Origin of the sequence: Micromonospora sp. NPDC049523 (genome assembly GCF_040676775.1) — a bacterium.
Taxonomy (GTDB): domain Bacteria; phylum Actinomycetota; class Actinomycetes; order Mycobacteriales; family Micromonosporaceae; genus Micromonospora_G.
Genome location: NZ_JBFAPP010000002.1, coordinates 347,310 through 362,226, shown reverse-complemented (window position 1 = coordinate 362,226; position 14,917 = coordinate 347,310). Strand labels below are relative to the sequence as shown.

At 70.3% G+C, this 14,917-nt stretch carries 12 protein-coding genes; 8 read left to right on the top strand and 4 right to left on the bottom strand.

Features of this window, described 5'->3' with window-relative positions; genetic code table 11:
• Nucleotides 1-6 precede the first annotated feature (6 nt).
• The 3 genes from AB0J90_RS04155 to AB0J90_RS04145 all read left to right on the top strand — a co-directional run bounded on the left by AB0J90_RS04155 (nt 7) and on the right by AB0J90_RS04145 (nt 3,592).
• Nucleotides 7-924: an ABC transporter ATP-binding protein gene (locus AB0J90_RS04155; RefSeq protein WP_363591961.1), complete on the top strand. Its 918-nt coding sequence runs from the start codon at nt 7-9 to the stop codon at nt 922-924.
• Complete coding sequence (locus AB0J90_RS04150; protein WP_363591959.1) at nt 911-1,708, top strand: ABC transporter permease; 798 nt, start codon at nt 911-913, stop codon at nt 1,706-1,708. The genes AB0J90_RS04155 and AB0J90_RS04150 overlap by 14 nt, the downstream gene beginning before the upstream one ends.
• 234 nt (nt 1,709-1,942) lie before the next feature.
• Nucleotides 1,943-3,592, top strand: coding sequence for an alkaline phosphatase D family protein (locus AB0J90_RS04145; RefSeq protein ID WP_363591957.1), 1,650 nt, complete (start codon nt 1,943-1,945; stop codon nt 3,590-3,592).
• A 187-nt stretch (nt 3,593-3,779) separates the two neighbouring features.
• Here AB0J90_RS04145 and AB0J90_RS04140 read toward each other — a convergent pair whose 3' ends face one another.
• Nucleotides 3,780-4,184 carry a YjbQ family protein gene (locus tag AB0J90_RS04140; protein WP_363591955.1) on the bottom strand — a complete coding sequence of 135 codons (405 nt, stop codon included), beginning with the start codon at nt 4,182-4,184 and terminating at the stop codon, nt 3,780-3,782.
• A gap of 221 nt (nt 4,185-4,405) precedes the next feature.
• Here AB0J90_RS04140 and aceE point away from each other — a divergent pair, with 221 nt between their 5' ends.
• Both aceE and AB0J90_RS04130 read left to right on the top strand, forming a co-directional pair.
• The gene (gene aceE, locus AB0J90_RS04135) at nt 4,406-7,162 is read left to right on the top strand and encodes a pyruvate dehydrogenase (acetyl-transferring), homodimeric type (protein ID WP_363591953.1); all 2,757 of its coding nucleotides are present in this window, start codon (nt 4,406-4,408) and stop codon (nt 7,160-7,162) included.
• A gap of 178 nt (nt 7,163-7,340) precedes the next feature.
• Nucleotides 7,341-8,039: a CGNR zinc finger domain-containing protein gene (locus tag AB0J90_RS04130; protein ID WP_363591951.1), complete on the top strand. Its 699-nt coding sequence runs from the start codon at nt 7,341-7,343 to the stop codon at nt 8,037-8,039.
• Between the two features lie 68 nt (nt 8,040-8,107).
• On the opposite strand, the gene AB0J90_RS04125 is transcribed toward AB0J90_RS04130, so the two are convergent.
• Nucleotides 8,108-8,551, bottom strand: a complete 444-nt coding sequence (locus AB0J90_RS04125) for an SRPBCC family protein (RefSeq protein ID WP_326556511.1) — start codon at nt 8,549-8,551, stop codon at nt 8,108-8,110.
• Between the two features lie 135 nt (nt 8,552-8,686).
• Here AB0J90_RS04125 and AB0J90_RS04120 point away from each other — a divergent pair, with 135 nt between their 5' ends.
• Both AB0J90_RS04120 and AB0J90_RS04115 read left to right on the top strand, forming a co-directional pair.
• Nucleotides 8,687-10,021, top strand: coding sequence for a GH1 family beta-glucosidase (locus AB0J90_RS04120; protein WP_363591949.1), 1,335 nt, complete (start codon nt 8,687-8,689; stop codon nt 10,019-10,021).
• The gene (locus tag AB0J90_RS04115; RefSeq protein WP_363591947.1) at nt 10,018-11,295 is read left to right on the top strand and encodes an MFS transporter; all 1,278 of its coding nucleotides are present in this window, start codon (nt 10,018-10,020) and stop codon (nt 11,293-11,295) included. The genes AB0J90_RS04120 and AB0J90_RS04115 overlap by 4 nt, the downstream gene beginning before the upstream one ends.
• Nucleotides 11,296-11,302: 7 nt before the next feature.
• Here AB0J90_RS04115 and AB0J90_RS04110 read toward each other — a convergent pair whose 3' ends face one another.
• Nucleotides 11,303-12,517 carry an SLC13 family permease gene (locus AB0J90_RS04110; protein ID WP_363591945.1) on the bottom strand — a complete coding sequence of 405 codons (1,215 nt, stop codon included), beginning with the start codon at nt 12,515-12,517 and terminating at the stop codon, nt 11,303-11,305.
• Between the two features lie 172 nt (nt 12,518-12,689).
• Here AB0J90_RS04110 and gltX point away from each other — a divergent pair, with 172 nt between their 5' ends.
• On the top strand, nt 12,690-14,099 hold the full coding sequence (gene gltX, locus AB0J90_RS04105; protein ID WP_363591943.1) for a glutamate--tRNA ligase: 1,410 nt from the start codon (nt 12,690-12,692) through the stop codon (nt 14,097-14,099).
• A 158-nt stretch (nt 14,100-14,257) separates the two neighbouring features.
• Here gltX and AB0J90_RS04100 read toward each other — a convergent pair whose 3' ends face one another.
• On the bottom strand, nt 14,258-14,863 hold the full coding sequence (locus AB0J90_RS04100) for a copper resistance CopC family protein (protein ID WP_363591941.1): 606 nt from the start codon (nt 14,861-14,863) through the stop codon (nt 14,258-14,260).
• Nucleotides 14,864-14,917 lie beyond the last annotated feature (54 nt).

The window sequence follows — 14,917 nt, the reverse complement described above, 5'->3', positions numbered from 1 at the left end:
AGGCCGATGACCGAATCGGCCATCAGCACCGAGAACCTCGTCAAGACGTACGGCCGCAACCGTGGCCTGACCGGACTGGACCTGCGGGTCGAGCCCGGTGAGGTGTTCGGCTTCCTCGGCCCCAACGGCTCCGGCAAGTCCACCACCATCCGGATCCTGCTCGACCTGATCCGCCCCACCTCCGGTCGCGTACGCGTCCTCGGCGCCGACCCGCGCACCGACGGCGTACGACTGCGCCGCCGGATCGGCTACCTCGCCGGTGACTTCGTCGTCGACGGCCGGCAGACCGGGCGGGACCTGCTCACCTACCTCGGCAACCTGCGCGGCGGCGTGCCCCGCAACCGGATCGACGAACTCGCGCAGCGGCTCGGGCTCGACCTCGACCGCCGAATCAAGGGCCTGTCCAAGGGCAACCGGCAGAAGATCGGTGTGGTGCAGGCGTTCATGCACTCCCCCGAACTGCTCGTCCTGGACGAGCCGACCAGCGGGCTGGACCCGTTCCTGCAACAGGAGTTCGTCGCCATGGTCCGCGAGGCGAAGGCCGCCGGGCAGACCGTCTTCATGTCCTCGCACGTGATGAGCGAGGTGCAGCAGACCGCCGACCGGGTGGGCATCATCCGGGAGGGACGGCTGATCACCGTCGAACGGGTCGAGGAACTGCGCGAACGCGCCGTACGCCAGGTCGAGATCGTGTTCGAGGAGCCGGTCGGTACGGAGGAGTTCGCCTCCCTGCCGAACATCAGTGACGTGACCGTGGCCGGGCACACCCTGCGGTGCCGGCTGGACGGCCGGGCCGACGCGCTGGTCAAGGCGGCGAGCCGGCACACCGTACTGAGTCTGCGGGCCGAGGAGCCCGACCTGGAGGAGTTGTTCTTCGGCTACTACAGCGAGACCGGGCAGGAGGCACACCATGCTGTTGCGTAACCCGTTCACGAAAGCACTGTTCGACACCCGCCGGTCCCTGTTCGGCTGGACCGTGGCGATCGTCGCCGTCGGCGCCATGTACGCGTCCTTCTGGCCGACGATGCAGACCCCGGAGATGACGGAGGCGCTGGCCGCGTACCCGGAGGGGCTGCTGGAGGCGTTCAACTACAGCGACCTGACCAGCGCCGCCGGTTACCTCGGCGGAGCCGTCTACGGGCTGCTCGTACCGTTGCTGGTGACCGTCTTCGCGATCGCCGCCGGCACCCGCGCCATCGCCGGGGACGAGGAGGCCGGCACCCTCGACCTGCTGCTCGCCCACCCGGTCGGCCGGGCCCGGCTCGCCCTGCACCGGTACGCCGCTCTGCTGCTCGGCCTGGTGCTGATCAGCGGCCTGCTCGCCCTGGTGATGATCGCGCTGAGCGGACCGGCCGAGTTCGACGGTGTCGGGGCCGGTGAGCTGGCCGCGATCAGCTTGCAGCTTGCCCTGTTCGGCGCCACCTTCGGCGCGCTCGCCTTCGCCATCGGCGGTGCCACCGGCAGCCGCGCAGCGGCGCTGGGCGGTGCCGCCGCGGTGGCCGTGCTCGCCTACCTGGCCAACTCCGTACTGCCCCAGGTGGACGGTCTCGCCTGGGCCCAGAACCTCTCCCCCTTCCACTGGTACCTGACCGGCGACCCGTTGGTAAACGGCCTCCAAACCACCGGCCCCCTACTCCTCCTAGCCACCACGACACTCCTGGTCGCCGCCGGCACCCACCTCTTCACCCGCCGCGACCTAGCCGTCTAACCCCACCCCCACCCCCACCCCCCCGCCCCCGTCCCCGTCCCCGCCCCCCGTCGATCTTGCAGTTGTGGCGCCTCGTATGTCGGATTCGTGGCCTATGTAGACGACCACAACTGCAAGATCGACGGGAGTCTTCGCCTGGTGTTCGGCTGGGGGTAAGGCGGGGGCGGTGGGGGGTGAACGGGAGATCGAGAGGGTTCGGGGGTCCGTGTTTTCCGGATCCTGGGGAGAATTTCCGTGTCTGTTTCTCGACGTACTCTTCTGCTCGGTGGGGCGGCGGTTGGTGCCGCCGGCGCCGTGGGCGGGTTGCCGGCGGCGGCCGGGGCGACACCGGCCAAGCCCCTGCGGCAGGACCCGTTCACGCTCGGGGTGGCGTCCGGCGACCCCGACCACGAGGGCTTCGTGCTCTGGACCCGGCTCGCCCCGCAGCCGCTCGCCGAGGACGGTCTCGGCGGCATGCCGGCCCGCACCGTGCCGGTCCGCTGGGAACTCGCCGCCGACGAGCGGTTCCGCCGGGTCGTACGCACCGGCACCGCACTCGCCCGCCCGCAGGCGGCACACAGTGTTCACGTCGAACTCGACGGGCTCCAGGCCGGACGCGAATACTTCTACCGCTTCCACGTCGAGCGGTACACCTCGCCGGTCGGCCGGACCCGTACCGCACCGCCGCCGTGGAGCGTCGGCGGGGCGCTGGCGATGGCGTTCGTCTCCTGCTCGCAGTACGAGCACGGCTACTTCACCGCGTACAAGCGGCTGGCCGAGGCCGACCCGGACCTGATCCTGCACCTCGGCGACTACCAGTACGAGTACGCGCCGGACACGTACAACATCCCCGGCGGGAACCCGCGCGACCACGAGGGGCCGGAGACCCGCACGCTGGCCAACTACCGGCAGCGGCACGCCCAGTACAAGACCGACGCCGATCTGCAGGCCGCTCACCTGGTGGCGCCGTGGCTGGTGGTCTTCGACGACCACGAGGTGGAGAACAACTGGGCCGACGACGTACCCGAGGCACCGGACCCGGAGTTCCCGGCCCGGCGGGCGGCGGCGTTCCAGGCGTACTACGAGAACATGCCGCTGCGGCGTACGTCGATCCCGCGCGGCATCGACATGCAGCTCTACCGGCGGGTGCAGTGGGGCCGGCTGGCCACCTTCCACATGCTCGACACCCGGCAGTACCGCGACGACCAGGGCTGCGGCGACGGTTACAAGGACTGCCCGGCGGCGGTCGACCCGGCCCGTTCGATCACCGGCGCCACCCAGGAGCGGTGGCTGCTCGACGGGTTCCGCCGCTCGTCGGCCCGCTGGGACATCCTCGGCCAGCAGGTCTTCTTCGCCCAGCGCGACAACAACGCCGGCCCGGCGACGGTGACCAGCATGGACTCCTGGGACGGGTACGTCGCCTCGCGCGACCGGATCACCCGCGGCTGGCTCGGCGCGGGCGTACGCAACCCGGTGGTGCTCACCGGCGACGTGCACGCCCACTGGGCCAGTGACCTCAAGCTCGACTACGCCGACCCCACCTCGCGTACGGTCGGCACCGAACTGGTCTGCTCCTCGATCACCTCGGGTGGGGACGGCGCCGACTCGGTCCCGTCGGACCACCCGTTCCTCGGCATCAACCCGCACCTGCGGTTCTACAACAACCAGCGGGGCTTCGTCCTCACGAAGATCACCAACGAGCACCTCAAGGCCGACTTCGAGGTGCTGCCGTACGTGAGCACCCCGGACGCGCCCGCGTACACCCGGGCCTCGTTCGTGATCGAGGACCGCGTCCCCGGCCTGCACCAAACCTACGACCGCCCCCTAGACCCGCCCCCCGCCACCACCCAGCGCCAGGCGCCCACCACCCCCAACACCGCCGCGCAGGAAACCACCCGCCCCTGACCCCCTGCACACCGCGCGCTAATACAGGGAAAGAGGGGCTATCCGGCGCGGAATAGCCCCTCTTTCTCTACATCAGCGCGATCTTCGGGGGCGGCGGCGGCGACGGGCGGGGGCGGCGGGGGCGGTAACGGGTCTTCGGGGGTGCGGAGTTTGGGGTGTGCGGAGGGTGAGGGGAGGGGGGCGGGGGTCAGGCGGGGAGGAAGGAGAAGCGGACCTGGCGGGTGGGGTTGTCGCCGTTCGGGTCGACCAGGCAGATCGACTGCCAGGTGCCGAGGGCCAACTGCCCGGCGAGCACCGGCACCGTCGCGTACGGCGGCACGAAGGCCGGCATGACGTGGTCGCGGCCGTGGCCGGGCGAGCCGTGCCGGTGGCGCCAGCGGTCGTCGGTCGGCAGCAGGTCGTCCAGGGCGCTGAGCAGGTCGTCGTCGGAGCCGGAGCCGGTCTCGATGAGCGCCAGCCCGGCGGTCGCGTGCGGCACGAAGACGTGCAGCAGGCCGTCGCCCTGACCGTCGACGAACCGCTGCGCTTCCCGGGTGATGTCCCGGACCACGGGACGGGAGCCGGTCCGGACGGTGATGACTTCGGTGTGCATGAGGCACAGTCTGCCCGAGCGGTCGGGAAGGGTCCGTTCCTCCCACAAACCGGGCGTCAGCTTTCGCCACCGTCGGTTAGCTGACAAACATGTTGCCGCCAAGTTACTGGAGGGTACATGTGTCGAGTGTCGCGTCTGCGGCCACTAGGCGTGACGGAACCGGGCATGAGGGGGCAGGATGGCGCCAGAGACTAATCCCACACACAACCGAGGGAACGCCTGTGGCCACGGAACGCAAGCGCCCGGTAATCAGCGACGGCCTGCCGAGCCAGCTTCCGGACATCGACCCTGAAGAAACCAGCGAATGGGTCGAGTCGCTTGACGGAGTGATCGACGAGCGCGGTGCCAAACGCGCCCGCTACGTCATGCTCCGTCTGCTGGAGCGCGCGAGAGAGCGCCAGGTCGGGGTACCGCCGCTGACCACCACCGACTACATCAACACCATCCCCCCGGAGCGCGAGCCCTGGTTCCCCGGCGACGAGCACGTCGAGCGCCGGATCCGGGCGTACATCCGGTGGAACGCGGCGATGCTCGTGCACCGCGCGCAGCGCCCGGAGATCGGCGTCGGCGGACACATCTCGACGTACGCCAGCTCCGCTTCGCTCTACGAGGTGGGCTTCAACCACTTCTTCCGGGGCAAGAACCACCCGGGTGGCGGCGACCACATCTTCTACCAGGGCCACGGCTCCCCCGGCATGTACGCGCGCGCGTACCTGGAGGGGCGGCTGTCCGAGCACCAGCTCGACGGGTTCCGGCAGGAGCTGTCGCATCCGGGTGGCGGCCTGCCGTCGTACCCGCACCCGCGGCTGATGCCCGACTTCTGGGAGTTCCCGACCGTCTCCATGGGTCTCGGCGGGATGAACGCCATCTACCAGGCCCGGTTCAACCGGTACCTGCACAACCGTGGCATCAAGGACACCTCCCAGCAGCACGTGTGGGCGTTCCTCGGTGACGGCGAGATGGACGAGCCGGAGTCGCTGGGCGCGATCGGCGTGGCTGCCCGCGAGGAGCTCGACAACCTCACCTTCGTGATCAACTGCAACCTACAGCGGCTGGACGGCCCGGTCCGCGGTAACGGCAAGGTCATGCAGGAACTGGAGTCGTTCTTCCGGGGCGCCGGCTGGAACGTGATCAAGGTCGTCTGGGGCCGGGAGTGGGACCCGCTGCTCGCCGCGGACACCGACGGCGCGCTGGTGAACCTGATGAACACCACTCCGGACGGTGACTACCAGACGTACAAGGCCGAGTCCGGCGCGTACGTCCGGGAGCACTTCTTCGGTCGGGACCAGCGCACCCGCAAGCTCGTCGAGCACATGAGCGACGACGAGATCTGGAACCTCAAGCGGGGCGGTCACGACTACCGCAAGCTGTACGCGGCGTACAAGGCGGCCACCGAGCACACCGGCCAGCCGACCGTGATCCTCGCCAAGACCATCAAGGGCTGGACGCTCGGCTCGCACTTCGAGGGCCGCAACGCCACGCACCAGATGAAGAAGCTGACGCTGGACGACCTGAAGTCGTTCCGCGACCGCCTCTACCTCGACATCCCGGACAGCGCGCTGGAGAGCAACCCCTACCTGCCGCCGTACTACCACCCGGGTGAGAAGTCCGAGGAGCTGGCGTACCTGCGTGAGCGCCGGCAGCAGCTCGGCGGTTACCTGCCGTCGCGCCGGACCGAGGGCAAGAAGCTGGCCATCCCCGGCCCGGAGCGGTTCGCCGACGTCAAGCGGGGCTCGGGCAAGCAGAAGATCGCCACCACGATGGCCTTCGTCCGGCTACTCAAGGACGTGATGAAGGACCGCGAGTTCGGCAAGCGGTGGGTGCCGATCATCCCGGACGAGGCCCGTACGTTCGGCATGGACTCGCTCTTCCCGACCCAGAAGATCTACTCGCCGCACGGGCAGAAGTACACCTCGGTCGACCGGGAGCTGTTCCTGTCGTACAAGGAGTCGACCACCGGGCAAATCCTGCACGAGGGGATCAACGAGGCCGGTTCGGTCGCCTCGTTCACCGCCGCCGGGTCGTCGTACGCCACCCACGACGAGCCGATGATCCCGCTGTACATCTTCTATTCGATGTTCGGCTTCCAGCGCACCGGTGACGCGTTCTGGGCCGCCGCCGACCAGATGGCGCGCGGTTTCGTGCTCGGTGCCACCGCCGGGCGTACCACGCTCAACGGTGAGGGCCTGCAACACGAGGACGGGCACTCGCACCTGATCGCCGCGACCAACCCGGCCGTCGTCGCGTACGACCCGGCGTTCGCGTTCGAGATGGCGCACATCCTGGAAAACGGCCTGCACCGGATGTACGGCGAGAACCCGGAGAACGTCTTCTACTACCTCACCGTCTACAACGAGCCGATCCTGCAGCCGGCCGAGCCCGCCGACGTCGACGTGGAGGGGCTGCTCAAGGGCATCTACCGCTACGCGCCGGCACCGTCGGTCTCGAACTCCGCGGGCGGCGACACGCCGCGGGCCAACCTGCTGGCCTCGGGTACGGGCATCCAGTGGGCGCTGAAGGCACAGCAGTTGCTGGCCCAGGACTGGGGTGTGGCCGCCGACGTCTGGTCGGTCACCTCCTGGACCGAGCTGCGCCGGGACGCGGTGCAGGCCGAGGAGTACAACCTGCTCCACCCGGGCAGCGAGCCGAAGGTGCCGTACATCGCGCAGAAGCTCGCCGACGCGACCGGTCCGGTGGTCGCGGTCAGCGACTGGATGCGGGCCGTGCCGGACCTGATCGCGCGCTGGGTGCCGGGCGACTACACCTCGCTGGGCACCGACGGGTTCGGGCTGTCCGACACCCGGCACGCCCTGCGCCGGCACTTCCACGTGGACGCCGAGTCGATCACCGTGGCGGCGCTGCGGCAGCTCGCGCTCCGCGGTGTAGTACCGGCGTCGGTACCGGCCGAGGCCGCCCAGAAGTACGCGATCAACGACATCTCGGCGGCTCCGGTCGGCGAGACCGGCGGCGACTCCTGATCGGATAGTCCCCGGGTACGTTCCACGCGGGCCCGTCCGCTGGCTGGATTCCCAGCCCAGCAGGACGGGCCCGTGTCGTTTCCCGCCTCGGGTGGTCGTGTCGTTTGCCGCCTCGGGTGGTCGTGCCGTTTGCCGCCTCGGCTGGGACGGTGGGTCGGTAACCGCCTATGGTGGTTACATGGCCGGCGTCATCACCCTGCACCACCCGAGCGGGCAGGTCTTCGGCTTCGACGCCGGGACACTCTGCCTGGAGTTGGTCTGCACCACCGGCGGCGAGGGCTTCCGCGCCCGGTTCGAGGTGCTGCACAGCCCGGCCGACATCGCCACCTGGGCCGCGCTCAGCCGGCTCGACCTGGCCGGTCACGGGGTGGATCCGGCCGAGGTCGACACCCGGCCCGAGCACCTGGCCGATCTCAAGCGACTCCGCGAGGCGATCTGGTCGATCGCGTTCGGCGTGGCGACGACGGGCACCGACGGCTCACCGGGCGGGAGCCCGTCGCCCGGCGGCCGGGTGACGGGGGAGGGAACGGCCGCGAGCGGCGGGCGGCTCGGTGCGTTCGGGGCGGAGTTGGCGGTGGTCAACGAGTTGGCGGCCGGGCGTGGGCTGGTGCCGAGGTTGGATCCGGCGACCGGGGCGGCCGGCTGGCAGCGGCCGGTGGACGCCGGTCAGTTCGTCACCGAGATCGCCCGCGACGCGGTACGCACCTTCGGCACCACCGCGATCGACCGGGTACGCAGGTGCGCCGGGGACAACTGCGCCCTGCTCTACCTGGACACGTCCCGCCCCGGCCAGCGACGTTGGTGCTCGATGCAGCGGTGCGGCAACCGGCACAAGGTCGCCGGCCACCGCCGCCGGCAGCAGACCGCCACCCCGTAGCGGGCTGGCGGGGTCGGCTGACCCCACGAGCACCGGCACCGCCGTCAGTGGACGGGCGCGTCGAGGGATCAGCTCACGGTGGCGAGGCCGGTGAGCCGTTCCAGTGAACCTTCCAGGTTGGCGCCGACGCGCCGCATGCCCCAGCGCAGCAGGGCGCCGCGGATCGGGCCGGCGGGCCAGCGCACCATGATCAGCCGGACCGCGGTGGCGTCGTCACCGTCGGGGGCGAGTTCCACGTACACCTCGGTGCGTGCCTCGGCGCGGGCGCCGGACCCTTCGATCCGCTCGCGCCAGGCGATCAGGGTGGGTGCCTGGTAGGCGATCACCTCGGCGTCCACCGCCGGGCCACGGATGACCCGAACACGTTGCCGCCGGCCGAAACCCTCACCCGAGAGGACCTCGGCCTGGCGTACTCCAGCGAGCCAGGCCGGCAGCCGCTCGGCGCGCTGGACCACGTCCCATACCGCGTCGATGTTCGCTGCCACCCGCACGCTGCGTTCAATGAGCATCATCTCTAGCTGCCTCCATTGAGGACATCGTACGAACATTCGGAGCTTATGCGCATATTGGCACCAAACCGGACGCCTATCCAACGACACGCCGAGGGACTACAGTCCGAACAACTTTCGCGTTTCGAGGAGGGGTGGATGAGCGCTCCGCTGCCCGAATTTCCCGCCGGATTCACCTGGGGCGTCTCCACCTCGGCGTACCAGATAGAGGGCGCGACCAGCGAAGACGGCCGCCAACCATCGATCTGGGACACCTTCACCCGCACCCCCGGCACGGTCGTCGACGGCAGCACCGGCGACGTCGCCTGCGACCACTACCACCGCTACGCCGAGGACGTCGCACTGCTCGCCGGGCTCGGCGTCGGGGCGTACCGATTCTCGATCGCCTGGCCACGAGTCCAGCCGGACGGGACCGGCCCGGCCAACCCCGACGGCCTCGCCTTCTACGACCGGCTGGTGGACAGCCTGCTCGACCGGGGCATCGACCCGGTCGCCACCCTGTTCCACTGGGACCTGCCGCAGGCCCTGGAGGACAAGGGCGGCTGGCTGGCCCGCGACACCGCCGGCCGGTTCGCCGACTACGCCAGCCTGGTCGCCGGCCGGCTCGGTGACCGGGTCAAGCTCTGGATCACGCTCAACGAACCGTTCGTCCACATGAGCTTCGGATACGGGCTCGGTGTGCACGCGCCCGGCCGGCAGCAGCTCTTCGACGCGTTCCCGGTCGCCCACCACCAGCTCCTCGGGCACGGGCTCGCGGTGACCGCGCTGCGCGCGCTGACCGGCAGCCCGATCGGCATCACCAACAACTACTCGCCGGTCCGGCTCCAGGGCTCCACCGACGCCGACCGGGCCGCCGCCGCGGCCTACGACGCGCTGCACAATCGGCTGTTCACCGACCCGGTCCTCGGTCGCGGCTACCCCGAGATCCCCGGCACCGATCCGTCCACCGTGCACGCGAGCGACCTCGACATCATCGCCGCGCCGATCGACGCGCTCGGCGTCAACTACTACAACCCCACCGGCGTACGCGCACCAAGCGACCCGGACAGCCCGCTCCCGTTCGAGCTGGTGCCACTCGACAGCTACCCGACCACCAGCTTCGGCTGGCCGGTCGACCCGGACGGGCTGCACGAACTGCTCACCGGACTGCACCGCGAGTACGGCGACGACCTCCCCCCGATCCACATCACCGAGGGCGGCTGCTCGTACGAAGACACGATCGACGCGCACGGCCGATGCGACGATCCTGAGCGGGTGGCGTACCTCGACGGGCACCTGCGCGCACTGCACCGGGCGATGGCCGACGGCGTCGACGTACGCGGTTACTACGTCTGGTCGCTGTTGGACAACTTCGAGTGGGCCGAGGGCTACACCAAACGCTTCGGCCTGGTGCACGTCGACTTCGACACCCAGTCCCGCACCCCGAAAACCTCGTACGCCTGGTACCGCGACCTGATCGACGGCCGGGCATGACCACCGTGCAGCCCGTACCGGCGTCCCTGCCCGCCGCCCTCGCCGAACCGACCGTCCCGGTACGCCGCGGCTGGATCGCACTGATCTTCGGCGCCAACCTCGGCGTCTGGATGGCGTTCTTCACCCCGATCCAGATCCTGCTGCCGCAGCAGGTCGAGTCGATCTCACCGGTCGGCAAGGAGGGCATGCTGGCGGTGGTGACCGGGTTCGGGGCGCTCGCCGCCGTACTGGCGAACCCGCTGGCCGGGGCGCTGTCGGACCGTACGTCCCTGCGGCTGTGGGGTCGGGCGGTCGGGCGCCGGCACGTCTGGACGGTGCTCGGCGCACTGCTCGCCGCCGGCTCGTTCCTGCTCCTCGCCCAGCAGCGGACCATCCTCGGCGTGGCGCTGGCCTGGGTCGCCGCGCAGCTCAGCCTCAACGCCATGCTCGCCGCGCTGACCGCCGCCATCCCGGACCGGGTGCCGGTGGTGCAGCGCGGCGGGGTCTCCGGCTGGGTGGGCATCCCGCAGGCGCTCGGGCTCGTGGTCGGGGCGGTGCTGGTCACCACCGTGGTCACCGGCACCCGCGCCGGCTACCTGGTGATCGCGGGTGCCCTGCTGCTGCTGGCGCTGCCGTTCGCCCTGCTCACCCCGGACGACCCGCTGCCGCGTACGCACTCCTCGGCGCTGCGTTGGCGGGAACTGCTCGCCGGGATGTGGATCAGCCCGCGTCGGCACCCGGACTTTGCCTGGGCCTGGGGCACCCGGTTCCTGGTCCAGATGGGCAACGCGCTCGGCACCCTCTACCTGCTCTACTTCCTCCAGGACAAGGTCCGCCACGGTGACCCGGAAGCCGGCCTGCTGGTCCTGATCCTGCTCTACACCGCCGGCATGATGGCCACCGCGGTCGTCTCCGGGCGGCTGTCGGACCGGACCGGGCGGCGCAAGGTCTTTGTCATCTGGTCCGGTGTGATCATGGCGGTGGCGGCGCTGCTGCTCGCCGCCTGGCCGATCTGGCCCGCCGCCCTGGTCGCGGCGCTGCTGCTCGGCGCCGGCTACGGCGTCTACCTGGCGGTCGACGCGGCCCTGATCACGCAGGTGCTGCCGGTGGCCACCGACCGGGGCAAGGACCTCGGCGTGATCAACATCGCCAACGCGGCGCCGCAGGTGCTCGGGCCGGCGCTCTCCGCCCCGATCGTGGTGCACCTCGGCGGCTACCCCACCCTGTACGCGGTCACCGCCGCCGTCACCCTGCTCGGCAGCGCCCTCGTGGTGAACATCCGCTCCGTACCGTAAGGAAGGCTCAGCGTTCCAGGAGCAGGACGCTCACGGCGGCGACGACCGTCACAATCGCGGTCAACGCGCCCGTACGCAGGAAGCGCGGCCAACGCGGACTCAGGCCGGCGGCCCGGCACCGCTCCAGCCACAGCAGGGTCGCCAGCGACGCCCAGGGCAGCACCAGCGGCCCGGCGTTGGTGCCGATCAGCAGGCCGAGGAGCTGATTGGTGTGGCCGAGCGGCACCACCGCCTCGGCGGCCACGTACGCCGGCAGGTTGTTGATCAGGTTGGCCAGCACGCCGCCGGTGGCCGCGGCCCGCCACACCCCACCCAGGCCGGGATCGACCCCGACCAGGACCCCCAGCAGCCGGGACAGGCCCAGCCGACCGACCGCGTCGACGATCAGGAACATCCCGCCGACCAGGGCCAGCAACCGCCACGGGATCAGCGCCCAGCGCACCTGCGCCCGGTCCCGGACCGCGAACGCCACCAGCAGCACCACCGCGCCGACCACCGACACCACCGCGATCGGCACCCCGACCAGGATGCCCACCACGAAGAAGGCGCAGGTCAGCGCGGCTACCCGGAACAGCACCCGGTCGCGGGGGTGAAAGCGCGGGGGCGGCTGGTAACGCGATTCGGAGCGCAGCCCCCGGCGCCAGTAGCAGAACCAGAGGCAGGCCGCGGTCGCCACCAGCGCCGCGAGCTGCGGCAACAACATCCGTTCGGCGAAGCCGAGCACCGGCAGACCCACCCGGTCGGCGGCGAGCAGGTTGGTCAGGTTCGACACCGGCAGCAGCAGGCTCGCCGTGTTCGCCAGCCAGATCGTGGTCATCGCCAGCGGCAGCGGGGCGATGCCGGCGCGGGCCGCGACCGCCAGCATCACCGGGGTGAGCAGGACCGCCGTCGTGTCCAGGTTGAGGATCATCGTGGTCGCCGCGGCCAGCGCCACGCTCAGCCCGAACAGCGCCGGGTAGCTGCCCCGGGCGGCGATGGCCATCCGGGCGGCCAGCACGTCGAAGAACTCGGCCCGCGCCGCCAGCTCGGCCAGGATCAGCACCGCGAACAGGAAAACCAGGATCGGGGCGATCCGGTGCAGAGTGGCGTCGGCGTCGGCCGCCGGCACCAGCCCGGTGGCGAGCAGCAGCATCCCGAGGGCGAGCAAGCCGAGCGCGAGCCACGCCGACCAGTCCATCCGCCGCACCGGAGCCAACCGGCGTACGGCATCCAGCCGAACCATCCGCACCTCCCCCCGCCCGCTGTCGTACGCACTGCGGCCCGTTGCCGCGATCGTCCGGTTCCCGCCGTCGACCAGCCGCTGGTCAGCGGCGCGATGGCCGGAGGCGACGATAATCGGGCCGTTGGCGAAACCTGGTGGCGGGGGCGTACGGGGTCGCCCGTAGGCTTGGCCCGTGACGGTACGCGTACGCTTCGCCCCCTCCCCGACTGGCATGTTCCACGTCGGCGGTGCCCGCTCGGCCCTCCAGAACTGGATCTACGCCCGGCAGCAGGGCGGTGTTTTCGTCCTCCGGGTCGAGGACACCGACGCCGCCCGGAACAAGCCCGAATGGACCGAGGGCATCCTTTCCGCGCTGGACTGGATCGGCATCGAACGCGGCAGTTACGAGGGCCCGTACTTCCAGTCCGCCAACGCCGACCAGCACCGGGCCGCCGCCGAGAAGCTCTACGGCCTCGGTCGCGCCTACTACTGCGACTGCACCCGTGAGGCGGTCCAGGCCCGTACTGGTTCGCAGTACCAGGGGTACGACGGTTACCACCGCGACAAGAACCTGGGGCCGGGCGAGGGCAGGGCGCTGCGCTTCCGTACGCCGGACGAGGGCGAGACCGTGGTGGTCGACCTGATCCGGGGCGAGCCGACGTTCGAGAACCGGCTGATCGAGGACTTCGTCATCGCCCGTGGTGACGGTTCGCCGGTCTTCCTGCTGGCCAACGTCGTGGACGACATGATCATGGAGATCAGTCACGTCATCCGGGCCGAGGAACACCTGCCGAACACTCCCAAGCAGCAACTGCTCTGGGAGGCGCTCGGGGTGAAGCCGCCGGTCTGGGCGCACGTGCCGGTGGTCGTCAACGAGAAGCGGCAGAAGCTCTCCAAGCGGCGCGACAAGGTGGCACTGGAGGCGTACAAGGACGAGGGCTACCTGGCCTCGGCCATGCGCAACTACCTGATGCTGCTCGGCTGGGCGCCGTCCGGCGACCGGGAGATCGTGCCCTGGTCGGTGATCGAGTCGGAGTTCCGGCTGGAGGAGGTCAACCTCTCGCCGGCCTTCTTCGACGAGAAGAAGCTGCGTGCCTTCAACGGCGACTACATCCGCGCCCTGTCCGTGGAGGAGTTCATCGCCACCTGCCAGCCGTGGCTGACCGGCACCGACACCATCGCCCCCCCGCCGTGGCAGCCGGACGAGTTCGACCCGGCCGCGTTCGCGGCGGTGGCGGCACTGGCACAGACCCGGATCGCGGTCATGAGCGAGATCGTGCCGAACGTCGACTTCCTCTTCCTGGCCAGCCCGCTGATCGACGAGGCGGCCTGGGCGAAGACGATGAAGGAGGGCTCGGCCGAACTGCTCGACGCGGCGATCGCCGCCTTCGACGCGTTGGAAACCTGGGACACCGAACCGCTGAAGACGACGCTGGAGCAGGTCGGTGCTGAGCGGGGGCTCAAGCTCGGCAAGACCCAGGCACCGGTACGCGTCGCGGTGACCGGTCGTACGGTCGGGCTGCCGTTGTTCGAGTCGCTGACGGTGTTGGGGCGTGAGCGTACGCTCGCGCGGTTGCGGGGGGCTCGGGTTCGGTTGCCCTGATCTTTTGTTCTTGTGGGGTTGGGGCCCGCCGTGCCCGCTCTGGGCCGTCAGGCTTGATCCCCGCCGCGGGCACGGCGGGCCCCAACCTTTCGCTCGTCGGGGTTTTGCTGCTTCAGTGGGTGGATCGATCGGTTGGGTGCGATCGGTTGGTTGCTTGGTTAGGTGGAGCGGGGGCGGCGGCGGAGCAGGAGTAGGGCGCTGATTGCCGCTGCTGCGAGTAGGACGGCTGCGCCGATGGCCCAGGGCCACCAGCTTGAGGTGGTGTTCTTGTCTTGGCCGGTGCCGGCCAGTGGGGTGAGGGCGGGTCCGGCTGTGGTGGTGGGTGTGGGTGTGGGTGCTGCCGCGGGGGTTGCTGATGGTGTGGGGGCGGCGGTTGGGGCTGTGCCTACGGTCAGGGTGAACTTGATCTTGCCCTTGATCGGGTGGCCGTCACTGGACGGAAGCTCGTACCCGACGGTGTAGAGACCGGCCGGGCCGGGCCGGAAGCCGACCGTGGCCTTGGAACCAGAAAAGGTCGGTGCGGCACTTGCGGCCGAAACGTTATCCGGCCCGGTCAGGGTGATTTTCGTGGCCCGAGGGTCGAGTCGGGCCAGGAAGGTCAGGGTCACCTGGGCGGGCGCCTTGCCCAGGCTGGCCCCGTCCTTCGGATCGCTGCTGGTCAGCGAGTTGTGCGCGGCGGCGGGCGTCGCCGTCAGCACAACGCTTGCCACACCGGCGATCGCGGCCAGCAGCAGCCCTGCGGCCCGGATTGATTTGCCCCCCATGGAGTCCTCCGCGAAGATACGATTCGGCCACCGATCAACGGCTCGTCATTAAGT